Consider the following 18,823-nt stretch of genomic DNA (forward strand, 5'->3'; position numbering starts at 1 on the left):
TATGAAATATGTAATTCTAGGTGCAGGCGCTGCAGGCATTACTGCAGCCAGGACACTCCGAAAGGGGAGAAAGGAAGATTCCATACTTATTATCTCCACAGACGACAGAGTACATTCCCGCTGCATGCTTCACAAATATCTGAGTCATGAGAGGGATGAAAAGGAACTGAATTTTGTTCCGGAAGACTTTTTTTGCGAAAACAACATAGAATGGATGCCGGGATGCACTGCAGTGAAGCTGGATACCTCATCAAAAGAACTGGTTCTGGATAATGGGCAGCAGATCTCTTATGACAAGCTGCTGATAGCCACAGGGGCGGAAAGCTTTATCCCTCCGGTAGGAAAACTTCGGGAGGCATCCAATGTGTTCGGGCTTCGCCATCTGAGGGATGCCAGGGCAATTGACAAAAAGGCAGAAGTCTCCTCAAAGATTGCCATCATCGGTTCCGGACTGGTGGGTCTGGATGCGGCCTGCGGGCTGATGGAACAGGGAAAACAGGTAACTGTAATTGAGATGGCAGATCAAATTCTGCCTATTCAGCTGGATGAAAAAGGAGCCAAAGAGTATCAGAAGCGCTTTGAGAATGCAGGATGCCGCTTCTATCTTGGCAGAAAAGCACAGGATACCCTGTGCGATGAAAAAGGGGAAGTAACCCGGCTGCTTTTGGACAATGGGGAGGAAATCCCCTGTGATATGGTGATAGTAGCAGCCGGAGTACGTCCGGGCACTGTCGGCATGGACGGGGAAGGAATCAGAATTGACAGGGGAATTCAGGTAGATAAGTATCTGCAGACCGATGTTTTGGGTGTATATGCGGCCGGAGATGTTACGGGGCTTTCCGGTATCTGGCCAAATGCCATGAAGCAGGGCGAAACAGCAGCTCTTAATATGATGGGATCTGAAGTTGCTTACACAGATACTTTTGCCGTTAAAAATACGATCAACTTCTTTGGGCTGGCCTCTCTGTGCGTAGGAGTTATAAAGCCGGAGGAAAAAGATGTCGTGATCGCCAGAGAGGATGCCCGTAATTATAAACGGATACTCCTTCGGGATGGAAAAGTGGCTGGAGTACTCCTTCAGGGGGATATTTCACACGCCGGTATCTGGCAGTATCTGATAAAGAATCAGATTCCTATTGCTTCTATTGAAAAGGATATTTTTGAGCTGAACTTCAGTGATTTTTATGGAATACAGGAAAATGGAGAATTCGTCTGGAAGGTTAGCTGAGTTCTCTGAAAGGCAGCTTTTACAGGTGCGGAAATTCTGTTGCAGGAATTTCCGCACCTGTATGTTTATTCCTATAGGTTATAACTTTCATACGAATTAGTTATAACTCGACAAATCCATTGACAAAAAATTGAATAATTGATAGAATTAACTGCAATATAGAAGTTATTAATACAGGGAGAAGGTAGGGTATGAAGAAAAGAGTATTATCCATTTTGGTAGAAAATACCGCCGGTGTACTGAGCCGTGTTGCAGGGCTTTTCAGCAGACGGGGATACAACATCGACAGCCTGACCGTAGGCGTGACGGCGGATCCCAGATATTCCAGAATGACAGTGGTCTGCAGAGGTGATGAGCTGATTCTGGAGCAGATTACCAAGCAGCTGGAAAAGCTTGAGGATGTCAGAGATATTAAAGTATTAAAGGATAATGAAAGCGTTAACAGGGAGCTGATTCTTGTTAAAGTTCGTACCAGTCCGGAGCAGAGGCAGAATGTAATCGCTGTAGCCAATATTTTCAGGGCTAATATTGTTGATATCGGAAAAGAGTCACTGATAGTGGAACTGACAGGTACACAGACAAAGCTGGAAGCGTTCCTGAACCTTCTGGATGGATATGAGATTCTGGAGCTTGCGCGGACAGGAATCACTGGTTTGTCAAGAGGGGCGGAAGATGTCCGTTACCTTTAATACATAGTTTCGCTCTGTAAAAATAGTTAGCTAGAGGATTTCATATTCCCTAACAAATATATTAAAAAGTAAACATAGTAGGAGGAAAAGTAATATGGCAGCAAAAATTTATTATCAGGAAGATTGTAATCTTTCCTTATTGGAAGGCAAAACAATTGCCATTATCGGATACGGCAGCCAGGGACATGCACATGCGCTCAACGCCAAGGAATCCGGTTGCAATGTAATCATCGGCCTTTATGAAGGAAGCAGATCCTGGGCAAAAGCAGAAGCACAAGGGTTTGAAGTATATACTGCAGCAGAAGCTGCAAAGAAAGCTGATATCATCATGGTTCTGATCAATGATGAGAAACAGGCAGCTATGTACAAAGAGTCTATTGAACCAAATCTGGAAGAGGGCAATATGCTGATGTTCGCGCATGGATTTGCCATCCACTTCGGACAGATTCGTCCTCCAAAGAATGTAGATGTTACTATGATTGCGCCCAAAGGACCCGGACACACAGTTCGGAGCCAGTACCAGGAGGGCAAAGGCGTTCCCTGTCTGATCGCTGTGCATCAGGATTATACAGGCAAGGCGCATGACAAAGCATTGGCTTATGCGCTGGCTATCGGCGGTGCAAGAGCAGGTGTTCTGCAGACTACCTTCCGTGAGGAGACAGAGACTGACCTCTTTGGAGAGCAGGCTGTACTCTGCGGCGGTGTAACTGCCCTTATGAAGGCTGGATTTGAAACTCTGGTGGAAGCCGGATATGAACCGGAAAGCGCATATTTTGAGTGTATCCATGAGATGAAGCTTATTGTGGATCTGATTTTCGAGAGCGGATTCAAGGGAATGAGATACTCTATCTCTAATACCGCAGAATACGGCGACTACATCACAGGACCTAAGATTGTTACTGATGAGACAAAGAAAGCTATGAAGCAGATCTTAAAAGATATCCAGGACGGTGTGTTCGCACGCAACTGGTTAGTGGAAAACCAGGTTGGCTGCCCAAGCTTCAACGCTATGAGAAGAAAAGAAGGAAATCACCAGTTAGAAAAGGTTGGAGAAGAACTCCGCAAATTATACAGCTGGAATGATGGCAATAAATTAATTGATAACTAAAACAGACAATAAAAAACCGGTTCCCAGGAACCGGTTTTTTATTGGGGCTTCTGGGCGGTGTAGAAGGCCACAAAATCTTTCACTGCATTGGAATGCTGCTGATTCTCCAGATAGGCAAAACCTATTTCCCGTTTGTGAATAGGAAAGGGCAGAGGAATCTGCACAAAGGTTCCATTCTCCAGCTCTTTTGAGACAAACTGCTTGATAACACATGCAACCCCCAGACCGATTTTGGCAAATTCAATTAAAAGATCCATGGTTGAGATCTCCAGGAGATTATTTGTCTCAATATGGTGAAGGGACAGATAGTCATCAATATACTGGCGGGTCATATTTTCTTTGTCCAGCAGCATCAGCGTAGCTGAACGGAAGAGATCCATTTCATTGCTTCTGGTTCTCAGAGAAAGGTTGTCCAGATACGTTTTTGTGGCCACAAAAATGTCTTCGATCTCTCCAAGGGAATCAAAGCAGATGTGATGCAGACTGTCCGGCCGCCCGATCAGGCCGATATCAATTTTGTTTTCTTTCAGCAGCTGAAGGGTGTGGTTGGTGGACTGGCAGTCAATGGTGATTTTTACGTGGGGATGAGCTTTGATAAAGGCCTTCAGATAGGGCAGAAGCATATATTTGCACAGAGTAGTACTGACACCGATATGAAGATGGCCGATGCCAAGCTCATTGACCTTTTTCAGCTGCGCCTCTCCTAACTGCAGAGAGTCGAAGGCCCGTTCTACGTATTCGTAGAGAATCTCTCCCTCCTCTGTCAGCTGGACGCCTCTGGAATTCCTGGAAAACAGGGTGACACCAAGGCTCTGCTCCAGTTTTCGGATGGATTTGCTGATTGCGGGCTGGCTGATGAAAAGCTCAGAGGCGGCTTTGGAAATGTTTCTGGAATTGGCTACGGTATAAAAGACTTTGTATAACGAAAGATTTTGATCCATACTTCCTCCCTGTAATAGAATAGCTGCTGTTTCTGCCATAGGATCCCTCAGGATATTTTTATGGCTTACCCAGAGGGCTGCAGGACACGGAGCCAGCAGCAATATATAATCAATAGTTATAGTAAATATGCATTATATGTATTTCTATTATACCAGGAAGTGTGTTAGAATTACAACTAAAGAAATGAAAGAAAAGTACTGGAACATAAAGGAGGATTTAGGAATGGGTATGACAATGACACAGAAGATTCTGGCTGCACATGCCGGACTTGATTCTGTAGAAGCCGGACAGTTAATAGAGGCAGATTTAGATTTGGTACTGGGCAATGACATTACATCCCCGGTGGCGATTCATGAAATGGATAAGATAAAAGGGGATACTGTATTTGACAAAGATAAAATTGCCCTGGTAATGGACCATTTTATTCCGAATAAGGACATCAAATCAGCAGAACACTGCAAATGTGTAAGAGAGTTTGCCTGTAAACATGATATTACCAACTACTTTGATGTGGGAGACATGGGGATTGAGCATGCCCTGCTTCCGGAAAAAGGCCTTACTGTGGCAGGAGATGTGATTATCGGAGCCGATTCCCATACCTGTACCTACGGCGCACTGGGGGCATTCTCCACGGGCGTGGGAAGCACAGATATGGCTGCCGGTATGGCAACCGGAAAAGCATGGTTTAAAGTCCCTTCCGCTATCAAATTCAATATCGTTGGAAAGCCATCTAAATGGGTGAGCGGAAAAGACGTTATTCTTCATATTATTGGTATGATAGGGGTAGACGGTGCGCTTTACAAATCCATGGAATTTACCGGGGAGGGAATTGCGAATCTCTCTATAGATGATCGCTTTACCATTGCCAACATGGCAATTGAGGCAGGCGGCAAGAATGGCATCTTCCCTGTAGATGCCCTGGCAGAAGCCTATATGAAAGAACACTCCAACAGACCTTATACGGTATACGAGGCGGATGAAGACGCTGCGTATGATGAGGAATATACCATTGATCTCAGTTCCTTAAAGCCAACCGTAGCCTTCCCCCATCTGCCGGAGAATACAAAGACCACGGATGAGATTACAGAGGATGTGGTGATTGATCAGGTAGTGATTGGCTCCTGTACCAATGGGCGTATTGAGGACCTTCGCTGTGCGGCTGATATTTTGAAAGGCAATAAGGTGAAAAAAGGCGTGCGCTGCATCGTGATCCCAGCCACACAGGCCATTTATCTGCAGGCGATTGAGGAAGGGCTGGTACAGACCTTTATAAAAGCCGGTGCTGTGGTCAGCACCCCTACCTGCGGTCCCTGCCTGGGAGGCTATATGGGGATTCTGGCTGCCAATGAACGCTGCGTGTCCACGACCAACAGAAATTTTGTGGGCCGTATGGGGCATGTGGATTCTGAGGTGTACCTGGCAAGCCCTGCAGTGGCAGCGGCAAGCGCTGTGACAGGAAAAATATCAGATCCTGCTGAACTAGGATTATAGGAGGAGATATAGATGAAAGCAAATGGAACAGTTTTTAAATACGGTGACAATGTAGACACAGATGTAATTATTCCCGCCAGATATCTGAATTCTTCTGACCCTGCAGAACTGGCTACACACTGTATGGAGGATATTGACCAGGAGTTTGTGAACAAAGTCAAAAAGGGTGATATTATTGTGGCAAATAAAAACTTTGGATGCGGTTCTTCCAGAGAACATGCGCCCATCGCCATTAAAGCAGCAGGCGTAAGCTGCGTGATCGCAGAAACCTTTGCCCGCATTTTCTACAGAAATTCCATAAACATCGGTCTGCCTATTATTGAATGCCCTGAGGCAGCTAAAGCAATTGAAAACGGCGATGAGGTTGAAGTAGACTTCGACAGCGGAATGATTTACGATAAGACAAAAGGTACGGAATATAAAGGGCAGGCGTTTCCGCCTTTTATGCAGAAGATTATAAAGGCAGAGGGGCTTATTAATTACATCAATCAATAATGATGCAGACGTCACTCTGCGGTATGAGCCGGCAGTTCCGGGCGGGATCCTGTTTCCCGGGGACACCTCCGTGTGAGGAGTTACCTGGGCTGAGCAGGAATTCCTTCCGGAGGGCTGTCCGCTTGCCAGGAGCACTTTTTTACTTACTAAATGGCGAGTATGACTTACAAGTAAATTCCTTTTCCCCGCCTTCCCTTTTGTCTTCTACCTGAATTTGGCAGTTTAAAGCACTGGCTATGCATACAGCTTGCTGAAATGTCAGACTGGTATCGGAAAGCAGACGGCAGAGGGCTTGGGGTTCTATGCCCATCAGAGCCGCGGTATCCACAGCGGACAGACCCTGAAGCTTCATAGTATATTTGAAGAAATGCAGCAATTCTTGGGCAGATGGATTTATCATAATGTATTCTCCTTTTTATTTTTATTATAGTAGAAAACTAAGAGGAGGAAAAGATAAAAAAATTGTGAAAAACTATTGACAAAATAAGGCAAATAGTGATAATATATGGAAGTTCGCTCTGGTAGTCCAGAAGCGGTGGGGCGAGATAGCTCAGTTGGCTAGAGCATGCGGTTCATACCCGCAGTGTCGGGGGTTCGAATCCCTTTCTCGCTATTGACAAGCACAACAAAATAGTGTATAGTAGTCAGGGTCAGATAAGAGACACTGACACATATCGGGGTATGGCGTAGCTTGGTAGCGCGCACGGCTGGGGGCCGTGAGGTCGCAGGTTCAAATCCTGTTGCCCCGATTTTTTTGTACTCATTTTTAGAAAATGATTGACAATGGATAAGAGAAATGTTATCTTATATTCTATAAATTGATATAAGAAAAAGCGATGAAGAGGAATAGTAAGTTTATTTTCGATGACAGAGAGCTGCTGGGAGGTGGAAAGCGGCAGAGAGAATAATCTGAACTCGCCTCCGAGCGGCTGCCCGAAATTCTAAGGAAAAGTAGACGCAGACGGAGCCCGACCGTTATTCAGGGAGAGATATAAGGTTATTGCAGTGACCCGTATCTTGCAGAGCGTATGAAGATACTTCATAAAATAGAGTGGTACCGCGTAGGACAGTTAGCAGTCTTTCGTCTCTATCAGGCAGTGAATGCCGGGATAGAACGGAGGGCTTTTTCTTTTATCAAAAAATAAAAATCAGGGAGGATATAATTATGACAAATTGCAGCAAGTATACCAGACAGTATTTTATGCCGCCGGTGAAATGTATGAAATGGGCAGAGAAGGAGTACATTGACAAAGCACCTGTTTGGTGCAGCGTGGATCTTAGAGACGGGAATCAGGCTCTTGTGATTCCCATGAGTCTGGAACAAAAAATAAATTTTTTTAAACTTCTTGTTAAAATCGGGTTTAAAGAGATTGAGGTTGGGTTCCCGGCAGCATCGGAGACGGAATACCAGTTTTTGAGAGCATTGATTGAGCAGGATTTAATACCTGATGATGTTACCATTCAGGTTTTGACACAGGCAAGGGAACACATTATCAAAAAAACTTTTGAGGCCTTAAAAGGGGCAAAAAAAGCCGTTGTACATGTATATAATTCTACTTCCGTAGCGCAGAGAGAACAGGTATTTAAAAAATCAAAAGAAGAGATCCTGAAAATTGCAGTGGACGGCGCAGCTCTCCTGAAGGAACTGGCAGAGGAGACAGAGGGAAATTTTCTGTTTGAATACAGTCCTGAAAGCTTTACCGGAACAGAGCCTGAATATGCCCTGGAAGTTTGCAATGCGGTTCTTGACATCTGGCAGCCGACTCCGGATAAAAAGGCGATCATTAATCTTCCTGTTACCGTACAGCACTCTATGCCTCATGTGTACGCCAGCCAGATTGAGTATCTGAGTGAGAATATGAAATACAGGGAGAATGTAATCCTGTCCATACATCCTCACAATGACCGGGGCTGCGGCGTAGCGGATGCGGAGATGGGCGTTTTAGCCGGAGCAGACAGGGTGGAAGGGACTCTATTTGGAAACGGTGAGAGAACCGGCAACGTGGATATTGTGACCCTGGCTTTGAATATGTATTCTCAGGGCGTGGATCCGGAGCTTGATTTCTCTAACATGGTTGAGATCTGCGAGCAGTACGAGGAATATACGGGAATGCATATTGACGAGCGCAGGCCTTACAGCGGCGCGCTGGTATTTGCGGCATTCTCCGGCTCCCACCAGGATGCGATTGCAAAAGGAATGAAATGGCTGGAGGAGAAAGATCCCAAACACTGGACCGTACCGTATCTTCCAATCGATCCCAAGGATTTGGGCAGAAATTACGATGCCGATGTGATCCGTATCAACAGCCAGTCCGGAAAGGGCGGCGTGGGCTACATTCTGGAGACAAAGTTTGGTTTGAATCTGCCCGCCAAGATGAGAGAGGCCATGGGATACGCAGCAAAAGCAGTGTCCGATCACACTCACAAGGAGCTTATGCCGGAGGAGATATTCGAATTATTCAAGAAAACCTTCGAGAACGTAGTGGAGCCGCTGAATATCCGCGAAGTTCATTTCCAGCAGACAGAAGAGGGGATTACAACCACAGTGACTTCAACCTTTGCCGGAGGACAGAAGTCGGTGACAGAAGCGGCCGGAAACGGACGCCTCAATGCGGTAAGCAATGCGCTTAAGAAGGCATATGGGCTGAAATATGATCTGGTAACGTATCAGGAACATGCCTTAGAGCAGAGCTCCAGTTCCAAGGCCATAGCTTATGTGGGAATCAGAAAACCAGACGGTTCTCTGGCCTGGGGAGCAGGTGTGGATCCGGATATTATCCGGGCTTCCATCGATGCGCTGGTAACAGCAATCAACAATCGGTAAATGTCTAAATTTGCTGAAAACTTTGTGAAATATACCCAAAAATACCCAGAAATTATCTGCTTAATTTTGTGAAAAATGGCTGAAAAAATTCCTTAGATATTGACGAATACCAAGTAATTATTTTATAATTTTAAAACAATCACTTATTTTGGAACTTGTTGATATCTTACTGAGGAAGAGGTTAAGGAACCAGCTTATGGAACTAATCAGAAATCTGCTGTACGGTTTTCAGTTTCTGGCAGAAAAAATCACGAAAAAGAAGCGCAGGTCCTGTGCTGTCATATTGGTTGGCTCAGTAGCGGTTGCCGCAGTTGCCTTTACGTCCAATGCGCTCGGCAGCGGAGGAAAGAATGCAGTGTATGCGGCGGCTGAAAAGGATAATCCTTCCCAGGAAGAGAAAGAACCGGAGGAAGAAGAATCTTTATCCGGACTGGGAGGCATTATCTCAGGAGTTCTGGTTACACAGAATACGAACAATACTGTCGGTCGAATAGGGACCTCCTATGAGGCAGTTCTGGTAGGGCAGCGGACGGCAACACAGGCCAGGGAATCCAGAATAGAAGTGGGAGAAGAAGTGGCTACCAGTGTGGAATATCTGGGAGATCATTCCGTGGATGTGGTGGAAGACAGGATGCGCATGACGGATCATGACTATGAGACACTTCTGTCTATTGTGGAAGCGGAGGCAGGCGGTGAAGATATGAGAGGGCGTATCCTGGTTGCCAATGTAATCTTTAACCGCGTAAAGGATTCCAGATTTCCGGATACGGTGACAAAGGTTGTATGGGAAAAGGTTGCAGGAAAACCTCAGTTTTCCCCTACCTCTGACGGAAGAATACATACGGTTACCGTCTCTGATACCACGAGAGAGGCAGTAAACAGAGCGATAGACGGAGAAGATTATTCCAAAGGAGCCTTATTCTTTGTGGCAAAGGAACAGGCTGAAAAGAAAAATGTAGAATGGTTTGACAAGGATTTGAAGAAACTCTTTAAGTATGGAGTTCATGATTTTTATACTTATCCTGACGATGAGACAGAATAAGAGGGAAAGGGCGTAGCTTGAAGCAGGCGTCCTTTCCTTTCCTACTTGTAAGGAAGAAATTCCTATGGTATACTTTAACATGCAATGAACACCTTATGCCCTGAGGAATCATTCCGGTAGATATTTTCAGGGTCGCGCAACAATAATGAATACATAGAAAAGGAATGGAAAACATGGAGATTTTATACAAAAGCACAAGGGGTAACAATGAGACAGTGCCGGCATCTGCCGCAATCTTAAAAGGACTTTCTGAGGACGGAGGACTGTTTGTCCCCACGCAGATCCCTGCCCTTGACACGGATATCGAAACCTTATCGGGGATGAGCTACCAGGAGGTTGCTTATACGGTTATGAGCAAATTCCTGACGGATTTCACAGAGGATGAACTGAAGGACTGTATTGCACGGGCATACGATAAAAAGTTTGATACAGAAGTAATAGCACCTTTGGCGAAGTCTGACGGGGCATATTATCTGGAACTGTTTCATGGATCTACAATCGCTTTTAAAGATATGGCGCTCTCCATCTTACCATACCTTTTAACTACTTCAGCCAAAAAAAATCACGCAGAGAATGAGATTGTGATTCTCACGGCAACTTCAGGGGATACGGGAAAAGCGGCGATGGCCGGATTTGCTGATGTTCCGGGAACGAAAATAATTGTATTTTACCCCAAAGACGGAGTGAGCCCTATTCAGGAGAAGCAGATGGTTACCCAAAAAGGAAAGAATACTTATGTTGTAAGTATCCGGGGTAACTTCGACGACGCGCAGACAGGGGTTAAGAATATTTTTAATGACAAGAATATGACAGAGGAGCTGGACGGAGCAGGGTTCCAGTTCTCGTCTGCAAACTCTATTAATATCGGACGTCTTGTGCCTCAGATTGTGTACTATGTTTATGCTTATGCCACTCTGTACGGCAACGGCGAAATCGAAAAAGATGAGAAAATTAATGTAGTAGTGCCCACAGGTAATTTTGGAAATATTCTGGCAGCTTTTTATGCCAAAAATATGGGGCTGCCCATTGATAAACTGATCTGTGCCTCCAATGACAATAAGGTTTTGTTTGACTTTTTCCGCACTGGCACTTATGACAAGAACAGGGAGTTTATTCTTACAACCTCCCCTTCTATGGACATTCTGATCTCCAGCAATCTGGAACGACTCATTTTCCGCCTTGCCGGGAATGATGCAAAAAAGAATCAGGAGTTTATGGACAGTCTGAAAGAGGAAGGAAAATACACCATTACCGGTGAGATGCTGGAAGAACTGAAAGATTTTTATGGGAATTATGCATCCGAGAAAGAGACAGCAGAGACAATTAAGAGAATCTATGAGGATACCGGTTATGTGATTGATACACATACGGCGGTAGCGGCAGCTGTCTATGAAAAATACAAAGAAGAGACTAAAGACGGGAAAAAGACGGTAATCGCTTCCACCGCCAGTCCATACAAATTCACCAGAAGCGTAATGGAAGCCATTGATGAGAAGTATGCTTCCATGGGTGACTTTGAATTAGTGGATGAGCTGTCAAAGATTTCCAACACACCGGTGCCCAATGCCATCGAAGAAATCCGTACAGCTCCCGTACTTCACAATACTACAGTGGAAGTAGAAGAGATGCCAAAGATTGTTAAAAAAATTCTGGGAATATAAGAAAACAGGAGATGTCCGGGGGTAATGATCCGGACATCTCTTTGTGTTTACTGTCAAAATGCAGGATAGACACAAAAATAATTCATTTCACTCATTTTCATCAATTGTCTGACGATTGACTTAAAAAAACGGATACAGCCAGGGCGGCATGCAGTTATTTACTTTAAAACAGCCAAATGATCGTTTCAAACCAGGAGAAGGCATTCACGTATGGGACGCCTGTATAAAGTGGAGTGATTTAGGTAATATGCATATAAAAATAATTCATCTTGCGAAAATAATTCGAAATCGTTTGTTAAAGTATTGACACCGTAAGAGGAAAATGAGATAATAGGTTTGATTTTGGAGAAAAAGGAGGACATAACATGTCAACAAAAGCATACTATCCAATTAATGAAATTGGTGCTGGCAAGGCAGGATTCAGCAAAACACGTTCCATCATTGAAGCTGCATTTTATGGCAACAATGTGGTTAAAGTTAACACATTAAAAGAGGCATATGAGTTAGCCAAAAACTCTCCTGGAACAGTTGTTACAGATATGCCGGTTTATAGAGGCGAAGAATTTGGACTGGAACCAGATGCAAAAGTATTATTATTCAATGACGGTGCCATTACCGGACGTTATGCAGCAGCACGCCGTATCGCCGGAGAACCCGGGGTAGACTGTGCGGCTCTGGATAAAGTGGCTATGGATGCTATCTATGAAGCCCGCTGGAAAACCATGTACCATGCAGAAGTATATGTAGGTCTGGATCCTGAATTTATGGTTAAAGCTCACCTTCTGATTCCGGAAGGAGAAGAAAATGTTATGTATTCCTGGATGCTGAACTTCCAGTATATGTCAGATGAATACGTAAAAATGTATAAAAACTCCAAAGCTGTGGGAGACGGCAAAGAGGCAGATATCTTTATTTTCTCTGATCCACAGTGGTCACCGGTAGATCATCCGGGCGTGAATTTTGACTGCTTAAGCGATCCGCAGACATTATGCTACTTTAATACGGATCAGAACTGTGCCTGCATCCTTGGTATGAGATATTTCGGTGAACATAAAAAAGGCACGCTGACCATGGCATGGGCTATCGCTAACCGTAACGGATACGCAGCCTGCCACGGCGGACAGAAAGAGTACACACTGGCAGACGGTTCCAAGTACGTAGCATCTGTATATGGACTGTCAGGATCCGGTAAATCCACTCTGACACATGCAAAACATAACGGAAAATACGAAATTAAAGTACTTCACGACGATGCGTTTATTATTAACACAGATACCTGTGCATCCATCGCCCTGGAGCCGACTTACTTCGATAAAACACAGGATTATCCTGCCGGATGCCCTGACAATAAATTCCTTTTAACTGCACAGAACTGCTCTGCAACCTTAGATGATGAGGGCAAAGTACAGTTAGTAACAGAAGATATCAGAAACGGAAACGGACGCGCCATCAAATCTAAACTTTGGGCTCCGAACCGTGTGGATAAAATTGACGAGCCGGTTAATGCAATCTTCTGGATTATGAAAGACCCGACCATTCCTCCTGTAGTGAAGTTAAAAGGTGCTTCCCTGGCTTCTGTAATGGGTGCAACTCTTGCCACCAAACGTTCCACAGCAGAGCGTCTGGCACCAGGGGTAGATCCGAACAAGCTGGTAGTTGTTCCTTACGCTAACCCATTCAGAACTTATCCGTTAGCAGATGATTATTCAAAGTTCAAAAAGCTGGTGGAAGAGAAGAATGTAGACTGCTATATCATCAACACAGGTGATTTCATGGGCAAAAAGGTACAGCCTAAAGATACTTTAGGAATCCTGGAAGCTATTGTTGAGAAAAAGGCAGATTTCAAACAGTGGGGTCCGTTCTCAGATATCGAAATCTTTGAATGGGAAGGCTTCGTTCCGGACATGAACGACACAGAATATGTAACTCAGCTGAAGGCACGTATGAATGACCGTGTAAATGAAATCAAAGCATTCTCCGAGAAGAATGAAGGCTACAACAAGCTTCCTGACGATGCGCTGGCAGCTATTCAGAAAGTAGTAGACGAATTAAACTAATGCATACAGCAGAGCCTCCGGTGTATACCGGGGGCTTTTATAATGCCCTCAGGTAGAAAATTCTCAATATTCACAAAAATTGGTACATCAATTCAAGTATTAATATTGAAAAATGCGGGAGACTAGAGTATAATAAAATCATAGAAAAGAAAGTAATTCCTGGGATGTTCGATGACTCCTGTCATTTTGAACCTACATTTACTTTAAACGGGATTCCTATATTGCTCCTCAGATGTCAGGCCGTCATTGCGCAGCGGAAGGCAGAAGAGGTGTTGCGGTAACCCACCTAGCAGCAGCTAGGAGTCAGAAGATAGGGAACGGCATCCTGGGTTTACAAATGATAGCTGTTACAAAAGATAAAAAAGAGCCATTTTTAATGGCTCTTTTTCTGAAAAGGACATGCGGAAAGAAGGTACAGTGAATGGGAATAATTGAAAAAAGCTTTGGCAGAACAGATGATGAAAAAGAAGTATATCTGTATGAACTGACAAATAAGAACGGTTCAGTGATGAAGGTTACAAACTTCGGAGCGATTCTGGTATCTCTGTTGGTTCCGGATAAAGACAAGAATCTGAAGGATGTAGTGCTGGGCTACGACAGTGTTACAGAATATTTACATAATCCCTGCTATTTCGGCTCTACAATAGGCAGGAGCGGAAACAGAATTGCAGGGGGCAGATTTGAGATAAATGGAACCGAATATCAGATTCCCCAGAATGAAAATGGGAATAATCTTCACAGCGGACCTGACGGATATGAGAAAAAGATCTGGGAAGTGAAGGCTCTGGATGATGAGAAAAGCAGTATTACCTTTTATCATTTCAGTCCGGACATGGAACAGGGATACCCGGGTAACTTTTCCGTCACTGTAACCTATGAACTTACGGATGAGAATGAACTTAGAATTCATTATGAAGGCAGCTGTGATAAGGATACGGTGGCAAATCTCACCAACCACTCCTATTTTAATCTGGGAGGGCACGAGAGCGGTTATGCCATGGGTCAGCTCCTTCAGATACATGCAAGAAAGTATAATCCTGTGATTGACGCTGCATCAATACCAACTGGAGAGGTCGCTGATGTTGCCGGAACGCCTATGGATTTTACAGAACTCAAACCAATGAAACAGGAGATTGACGCTGACTTCGATCAGCTGACATATACAGGCGGATATGACCACAATTATGTACTGGACTGGGAGCCTGGAATAGTAAAAGAGGCGGCAAAGGCTTACTGCAGAGAGACCGGAATATGGATGACAGTATACACAGATCTGCCGGGAATACAGTTTTATGCAGGAAATGGAATCGATAATGTAGTGGGCAAGGAAGGCCTGATTTACCCTCGCAGGAGTGCGTTCTGCCTGGAAACACAGTATTATCCCAACGCGGTGAATACACCTGCGTTTCCTTCTCCTGTCCTGAAGGCGGGTGAGACTTATAGTACAACAACCGTCTATAAATTTACAGTGGAATAAGAAGTAAGAGGATAAAATCAGGGATACTGCAGAAAAAGCAGTGTCCCTGATTTCTTATTTTTGTATTTCTGCATATACTAATGATATGAAGCTAAAAAATAAAATTATATGGAAACTGATTGTGATTTTACTCTGCTTTTTGTGCATCCTGTTACTGGCCGTTTTCTCCCAGAGAAAGGATGATAATGCCCAGTATATGAATCTTAGGGAAGAGCGGATCTTAAAGGAAAATGAAAGAGCCAGTATCCGGGAAGCCAGGCAGAGTACAAAAACTGTGGAGAAGACTCAGGAGCAGGAGCCTCAGGAGGGACAGTCTGGGGAGGAGGCAGTATCTGAGGATAAAGTAATACAAGTGTTGATAAAGACAGATGACTACAGCAGCTATGAACATACCTCCCTTCAGTTTACCGTCCATGGGGATTACAGGATAACGGGAGGGGAGGAAGCATCTGTCCAGTCGGGAGAGACTGTCACTGTGGAAAGAGATTCTCCTTATTTCAGGGACGGTTCTTTTCGGATAGAACCCTTGGAAGAGAATAACCAGCTTACTCTTTTAAGTGTCTCCAGAGGCCAGGGCAATCCTTCTTATCAGGGGGCATTCACTATTTATCAGGAGGGGGATGGACTGCGGATTGTGAATGAACTTCCAGTGGAGACTTATCTGCGGGGGGTTGTTCCCAGTGAGATGCCTTCTTCTTATGAGATGGAGGCTTTAAAGGCCCAGGCCGTGTGCGCCAGGACCTACGCCTATGTCCAGCTCGGGGAGAACAAATTAAAAGAACTGGGGGCTCAGGTGGACGACAGTGTCTCTTTCCAGGTCTATCAAAACAGCGGCACGAATGAGAGAACTGATGAGGCGGTAGCGGCGACCAGAGGGGAGATCCTCTGTCAGAACGGAAGCCCCATAGATGCCTATTATTTCTCTACTTCCCACGGAAAGACAAGTACAGATGAGGTTTGGGAGGCATCTGCCCCCGCAGCTTATCTGAAAAGTGTTGTGTGCGAGTACGACAAAGAAGAACCCTGGTACCGCTGGAGTGTTACCTTCTCAAAAGATCAGCTGCTGAAGGGAATTCAAAGCAGCTATCCGGAGATTACGGATATAAGTTCTCTGGAGATTCTGGAAGTGGGAGAGGGGGATGCAGTCCTGTCCATGGGGATTAATAGTCCAACACAGACGGTTGCCGTACAGAATGAATATACAATCCGGCAGATTCTGGCGCCGAAAGGACTCAAAATTACCAGGCAGGATGGATCCGTGGTTGATGGAGGCTCTCTTCTTCCAAGCGCCTACTTTACGCTGGAGGAACTCCGGGAGGGGGACGAATTGAAGGGGTATACCATACACGGGGGCGGCTACGGACACGGCGTGGGATTAAGCCAGAACGGCGCTCAGCATATGGCACAGGAGGGCAATGGATACAAAGAAATTCTGGAGTATTTTTATAATGGTGTAACCTTAAACCGTGCAGGGGAGATTCCGTGAGTTGACGGTAACTTGCCTGAAAGAATAATTCATGGTATTATGATAGTCATCAAATACTGAAATGGGATCTTATATTATGATAAAGCGTTTCTACCGGACAGTGAGAGGATTTATGAATAAAATAAATGAAGATCATGTGACTGCCTATTCTGCCCAGGCGGCTTATTTTGTGTTATTATCATTTATTCCATTTCTGCTCCTTCTGCTAACGTCTGTGCAGTATACTCCAATCAGCAAGCAGCAGATGGCAGATGCGGTGATTAAGGTGTGTCCGGACAGCTTCAAATCCTTTGTGACTGGTATTATAGAGGAAGTGTACAACAAGTCCCTTGCAGTAGTTCCCATCACTGCCCTGACCGCTCTCTGGTCTGCGGGAAAGGGAATACAGGCCCTCACGAATGGTCTGAACTGCATCTATCAGATACGGGAGACAAGAAATTACCTGGTTACCAGGATACGCTCAATCTTTTATACCATGATCTTTCTGATTGCTATCATATGCACTTTGCTGCTTCTGGTGTTTGGAAACAGCATACAGAGGGAACTGACAAAGCATCTGCCTTTTCTCTCTAATCTGGTAGCTATGATTATCAGTCTGCGTACGGTAATTGCACTGGGACTTCTGGCTTTTGTCTTTCTGTTTCTGTATAAATTTGTGCCGAACCGCAAGGCAACGCTGCGAAGCCAGATTCCTGGTGCTGTTTTTACTTCCCTGGCCTGGTCTTTGTTTTCCTTCGGTTTCTCCCTTTACTTTGATTATTATGATGGAATGTCCAATATGTACGGGAGCATGACCAGCTTGATTCTAATCCTTTTGTGGATGTATATCTGTATGAATATTGTTATGATAGGTGCAGAGATTAACTGCTATTTTGAAGAGAAGTTCCGGCAGGTGCATTCGGCCGCTATAGAGCGTATCAGAAAAGAGTACGTGCAGCTTCTTGAGGGAAGCAGAGAGGAAGAGGAAAAGGAAAAATAAATTTTTCTTGACAGAAATCTTTTATATGTTAGAATATAAAACAGACATATTTAATGAAAAAGCTGTGAAAGTGCAAGTAGATCTTTATTTTCTTTCAGAGAGAGGAAGTCACCGGCTGTAAGCTTCCTTAAGTTCAGATAATGATTGAATTTCCCACTGGAGCTGCATTTCTGAAAGCACTGCTGCTACTAGGAAATGACGTGTGAGGCGCGTTAAGCTGTAATGAGTGCCCGGTTTTCCGGGAATCAGGGTGGTACCACGGAACTGTCAGCTTCGTCCCTTTTTGGGAGGAAGCTTTTTTTGATCGAAAGGAGAAGAACATGAAAGAAAAATTACAACAGATTCAGGCAGAAGCTGTAAGACGTATTCAGGAATCCGATTCCCTGGATAAATTAAATGAGGCCAGAGTAGCGTTCCTGGGAAAAAAAGGCGAACTTACTGCTGTATTAAAAGGAATGAAGGACGTGGCAAAAGAAGAGCGTCCTCTGGTAGGGCAGCTGGTGAATGAGACCAGGGAAGCCATCGAGAGCCTTTTAGACCAGACGAAGGAAAAGCTGGAAGCCAGACTTATGGAACAGAAACTGAGGGAAGAAGTCATTGATGTGACGCTGCCCGCCAAAAAAGCAGAGATTGGCCACCGCCATCCAAATACCATTGCCCTGGAGGAAGTGGAGAGAATTTTTATCGGTATGGGCTATGAGGTAGTGGAAGGACCGGAAGTAGAATATGACCTTTATAATTTTGAAAAACTGAATATTCCGGCCAACCATCCGGCAAAGGATGAGCAGGATACCTTTTATATCAATAAGGACATCGTGCTCCGCACCCAGACCTCTCCCGTACAGGCCAGAGTGATGGAACAGGGAAAGCTCCCCATCCGTATGATTGCACCGGGACGGGTATTCCGTTCAGACGAAGTGGATGCTACCCACTCTCCTTCCTTCCATCAGATAGAGGGACTTGTGGTGGATAAGCATATTACATTTGCAGATTTAAAGGGAACGCTGGAGGAATTCGCTAAAGAGCTCTTCGGCCCGGAGACAAAGACGAAATTCCGCCCTCACCATTTCCCATTTACGGAGCCAAGCGCCGAAGTGGATGTCACCTGTTTTAAGTGCGGCGGAAGCGGATGCCGTTTCTGCAAGGGATCCGGCTGGATAGAGATTCTTGGATGCGGGATGGTACACCCACATGTGCTTGAGATGTGCGGCATTGATCCCGAGGAGTATTCAGGATTTGCTTTTGGTGTGGGACTGGAGCGCATCGCCCTTCTGAAGTATGAAATCGATGATATGCGTCTTTTATATGAAAACGATACACGGTTCTTAAAACAGTTCTAAGGAG

15 protein-coding genes, 2 tRNA genes, 1 other RNA gene and 2 other annotated features are annotated in these 18,823 nt (G+C 44.8%); of the genes, 16 read left to right on the top strand and 2 right to left on the bottom strand.

All coding sequences use genetic code 11. From position 1 onward, the window contains the following. The first annotated feature begins 1 nt into the window (after position 1). The 3 genes from BUA56_RS08815 to ilvC all read left to right on the top strand — a co-directional run bounded on the left by BUA56_RS08815 (position 2) and on the right by ilvC (position 3,025). Positions 2-1,228: an NAD(P)/FAD-dependent oxidoreductase gene (locus tag BUA56_RS08815; RefSeq protein ID WP_072851003.1), complete on the top strand. Its 1,227-nt coding sequence runs from the start codon at positions 2-4 to the stop codon at positions 1,226-1,228. Positions 1,229-1,419: 191 nt separating this feature from the next. After that, positions 1,420-1,917: an acetolactate synthase small subunit gene (gene ilvN, locus BUA56_RS08820; protein ID WP_072851005.1), complete on the top strand. Its 498-nt coding sequence runs from the start codon at positions 1,420-1,422 to the stop codon at positions 1,915-1,917. A 94-nt stretch (positions 1,918-2,011) separates the two neighbouring features. Continuing rightward, entirely contained in the window at positions 2,012-3,025 is a 1,014-nt protein-coding gene (gene ilvC, locus BUA56_RS08825; RefSeq protein WP_072851007.1) for a ketol-acid reductoisomerase, read from the top strand. A gap of 38 nt (positions 3,026-3,063) precedes the next feature. On the opposite strand, the gene BUA56_RS08830 is transcribed toward ilvC, so the two are convergent. Further along, entirely contained in the window at positions 3,064-3,966 is a 903-nt protein-coding gene (locus BUA56_RS08830; protein WP_072851100.1) for a LysR family transcriptional regulator, read from the bottom strand. 223 nt (positions 3,967-4,189) lie between these two features. Between BUA56_RS08830 and leuC the strand changes: the two genes are divergently transcribed. Beyond that, complete coding sequence (gene leuC, locus BUA56_RS08835) at positions 4,190-5,458, top strand: 3-isopropylmalate dehydratase large subunit (RefSeq protein WP_072851009.1); 1,269 nt, start codon at positions 4,190-4,192, stop codon at positions 5,456-5,458. Between the two features lie 12 nt (positions 5,459-5,470). Further along, the gene (gene leuD / locus BUA56_RS08840) at positions 5,471-5,953 is read left to right on the top strand and encodes a 3-isopropylmalate dehydratase small subunit (protein WP_072851011.1); all 483 of its coding nucleotides are present in this window, start codon (positions 5,471-5,473) and stop codon (positions 5,951-5,953) included. 139 nt (positions 5,954-6,092) lie between these two features. Here leuD and BUA56_RS08845 read toward each other — a convergent pair whose 3' ends face one another. Further along, positions 6,093-6,353, bottom strand: a complete 261-nt coding sequence (locus BUA56_RS08845) for a hypothetical protein (RefSeq protein WP_072851013.1) — start codon at positions 6,351-6,353, stop codon at positions 6,093-6,095. 139 nt (positions 6,354-6,492) lie between these two features. Here BUA56_RS08845 and BUA56_RS08850 point away from each other — a divergent pair. From BUA56_RS08850 to pheS, 11 genes are all read left to right on the top strand, one after another. Beyond that, a tRNA-Met gene (locus BUA56_RS08850) sits at positions 6,493-6,566 on the top strand. Between the two features lie 62 nt (positions 6,567-6,628). Next, positions 6,629-6,702 (top strand) — tRNA-Pro (locus BUA56_RS08855). 78 nt (positions 6,703-6,780) lie between these two features. Next, positions 6,781-7,045, top strand: a binding site (T-box leader). 73 nt (positions 7,046-7,118) lie between these two features. Continuing rightward, complete coding sequence (locus tag BUA56_RS08860; protein WP_072851015.1) at positions 7,119-8,777, top strand: 2-isopropylmalate synthase; 1,659 nt, start codon at positions 7,119-7,121, stop codon at positions 8,775-8,777. Positions 8,778-8,973: 196 nt separating this feature from the next. Beyond that, on the top strand, positions 8,974-9,819 hold the full coding sequence (locus tag BUA56_RS08865) for a cell wall hydrolase (RefSeq protein ID WP_072851017.1): 846 nt from the start codon (positions 8,974-8,976) through the stop codon (positions 9,817-9,819). Positions 9,820-9,992: 173 nt separating this feature from the next. Next, positions 9,993-11,480: a threonine synthase gene (gene thrC / locus BUA56_RS08870; protein ID WP_072851019.1), complete on the top strand. Its 1,488-nt coding sequence runs from the start codon at positions 9,993-9,995 to the stop codon at positions 11,478-11,480. A 365-nt stretch (positions 11,481-11,845) separates the two neighbouring features. Continuing rightward, a complete protein-coding gene (locus BUA56_RS08875; protein ID WP_072851021.1) occupies positions 11,846-13,537 on the top strand; it encodes a phosphoenolpyruvate carboxykinase (ATP) in 1,692 nt (563 codons plus the stop codon). A 153-nt stretch (positions 13,538-13,690) separates the two neighbouring features. Next, a non-coding RNA gene (gene ssrS / locus BUA56_RS08880) (6S RNA) lies at positions 13,691-13,873 on the top strand. Between the two features lie 85 nt (positions 13,874-13,958). After that, positions 13,959-15,014 carry an aldose epimerase family protein gene (locus tag BUA56_RS08885; protein ID WP_072851023.1) on the top strand — a complete coding sequence of 352 codons (1,056 nt, stop codon included), beginning with the start codon at positions 13,959-13,961 and terminating at the stop codon, positions 15,012-15,014. 85 nt (positions 15,015-15,099) lie between these two features. Continuing rightward, positions 15,100-16,500: a SpoIID/LytB domain-containing protein gene (locus tag BUA56_RS08890; protein ID WP_242946747.1), complete on the top strand. Its 1,401-nt coding sequence runs from the start codon at positions 15,100-15,102 to the stop codon at positions 16,498-16,500. A gap of 61 nt (positions 16,501-16,561) precedes the next feature. Then, entirely contained in the window at positions 16,562-17,479 is a 918-nt protein-coding gene (locus BUA56_RS08895; RefSeq protein WP_242946748.1) for a YihY/virulence factor BrkB family protein, read from the top strand. A gap of 55 nt (positions 17,480-17,534) precedes the next feature. Further along, positions 17,535-17,763: a binding site (T-box leader), on the top strand. 36 nt (positions 17,764-17,799) lie between these two features. Then, entirely contained in the window at positions 17,800-18,819 is a 1,020-nt protein-coding gene (gene pheS / locus BUA56_RS08900; protein ID WP_072851027.1) for a phenylalanine--tRNA ligase subunit alpha, read from the top strand. Positions 18,820-18,823: the final 4 nt, after the last annotated feature.

Source organism: Lactonifactor longoviformis DSM 17459 (assembly GCF_900129135.1).
Lineage (GTDB): Bacteria > Bacillota > Clostridia > Lachnospirales > Lachnospiraceae > Lactonifactor > Lactonifactor longoviformis.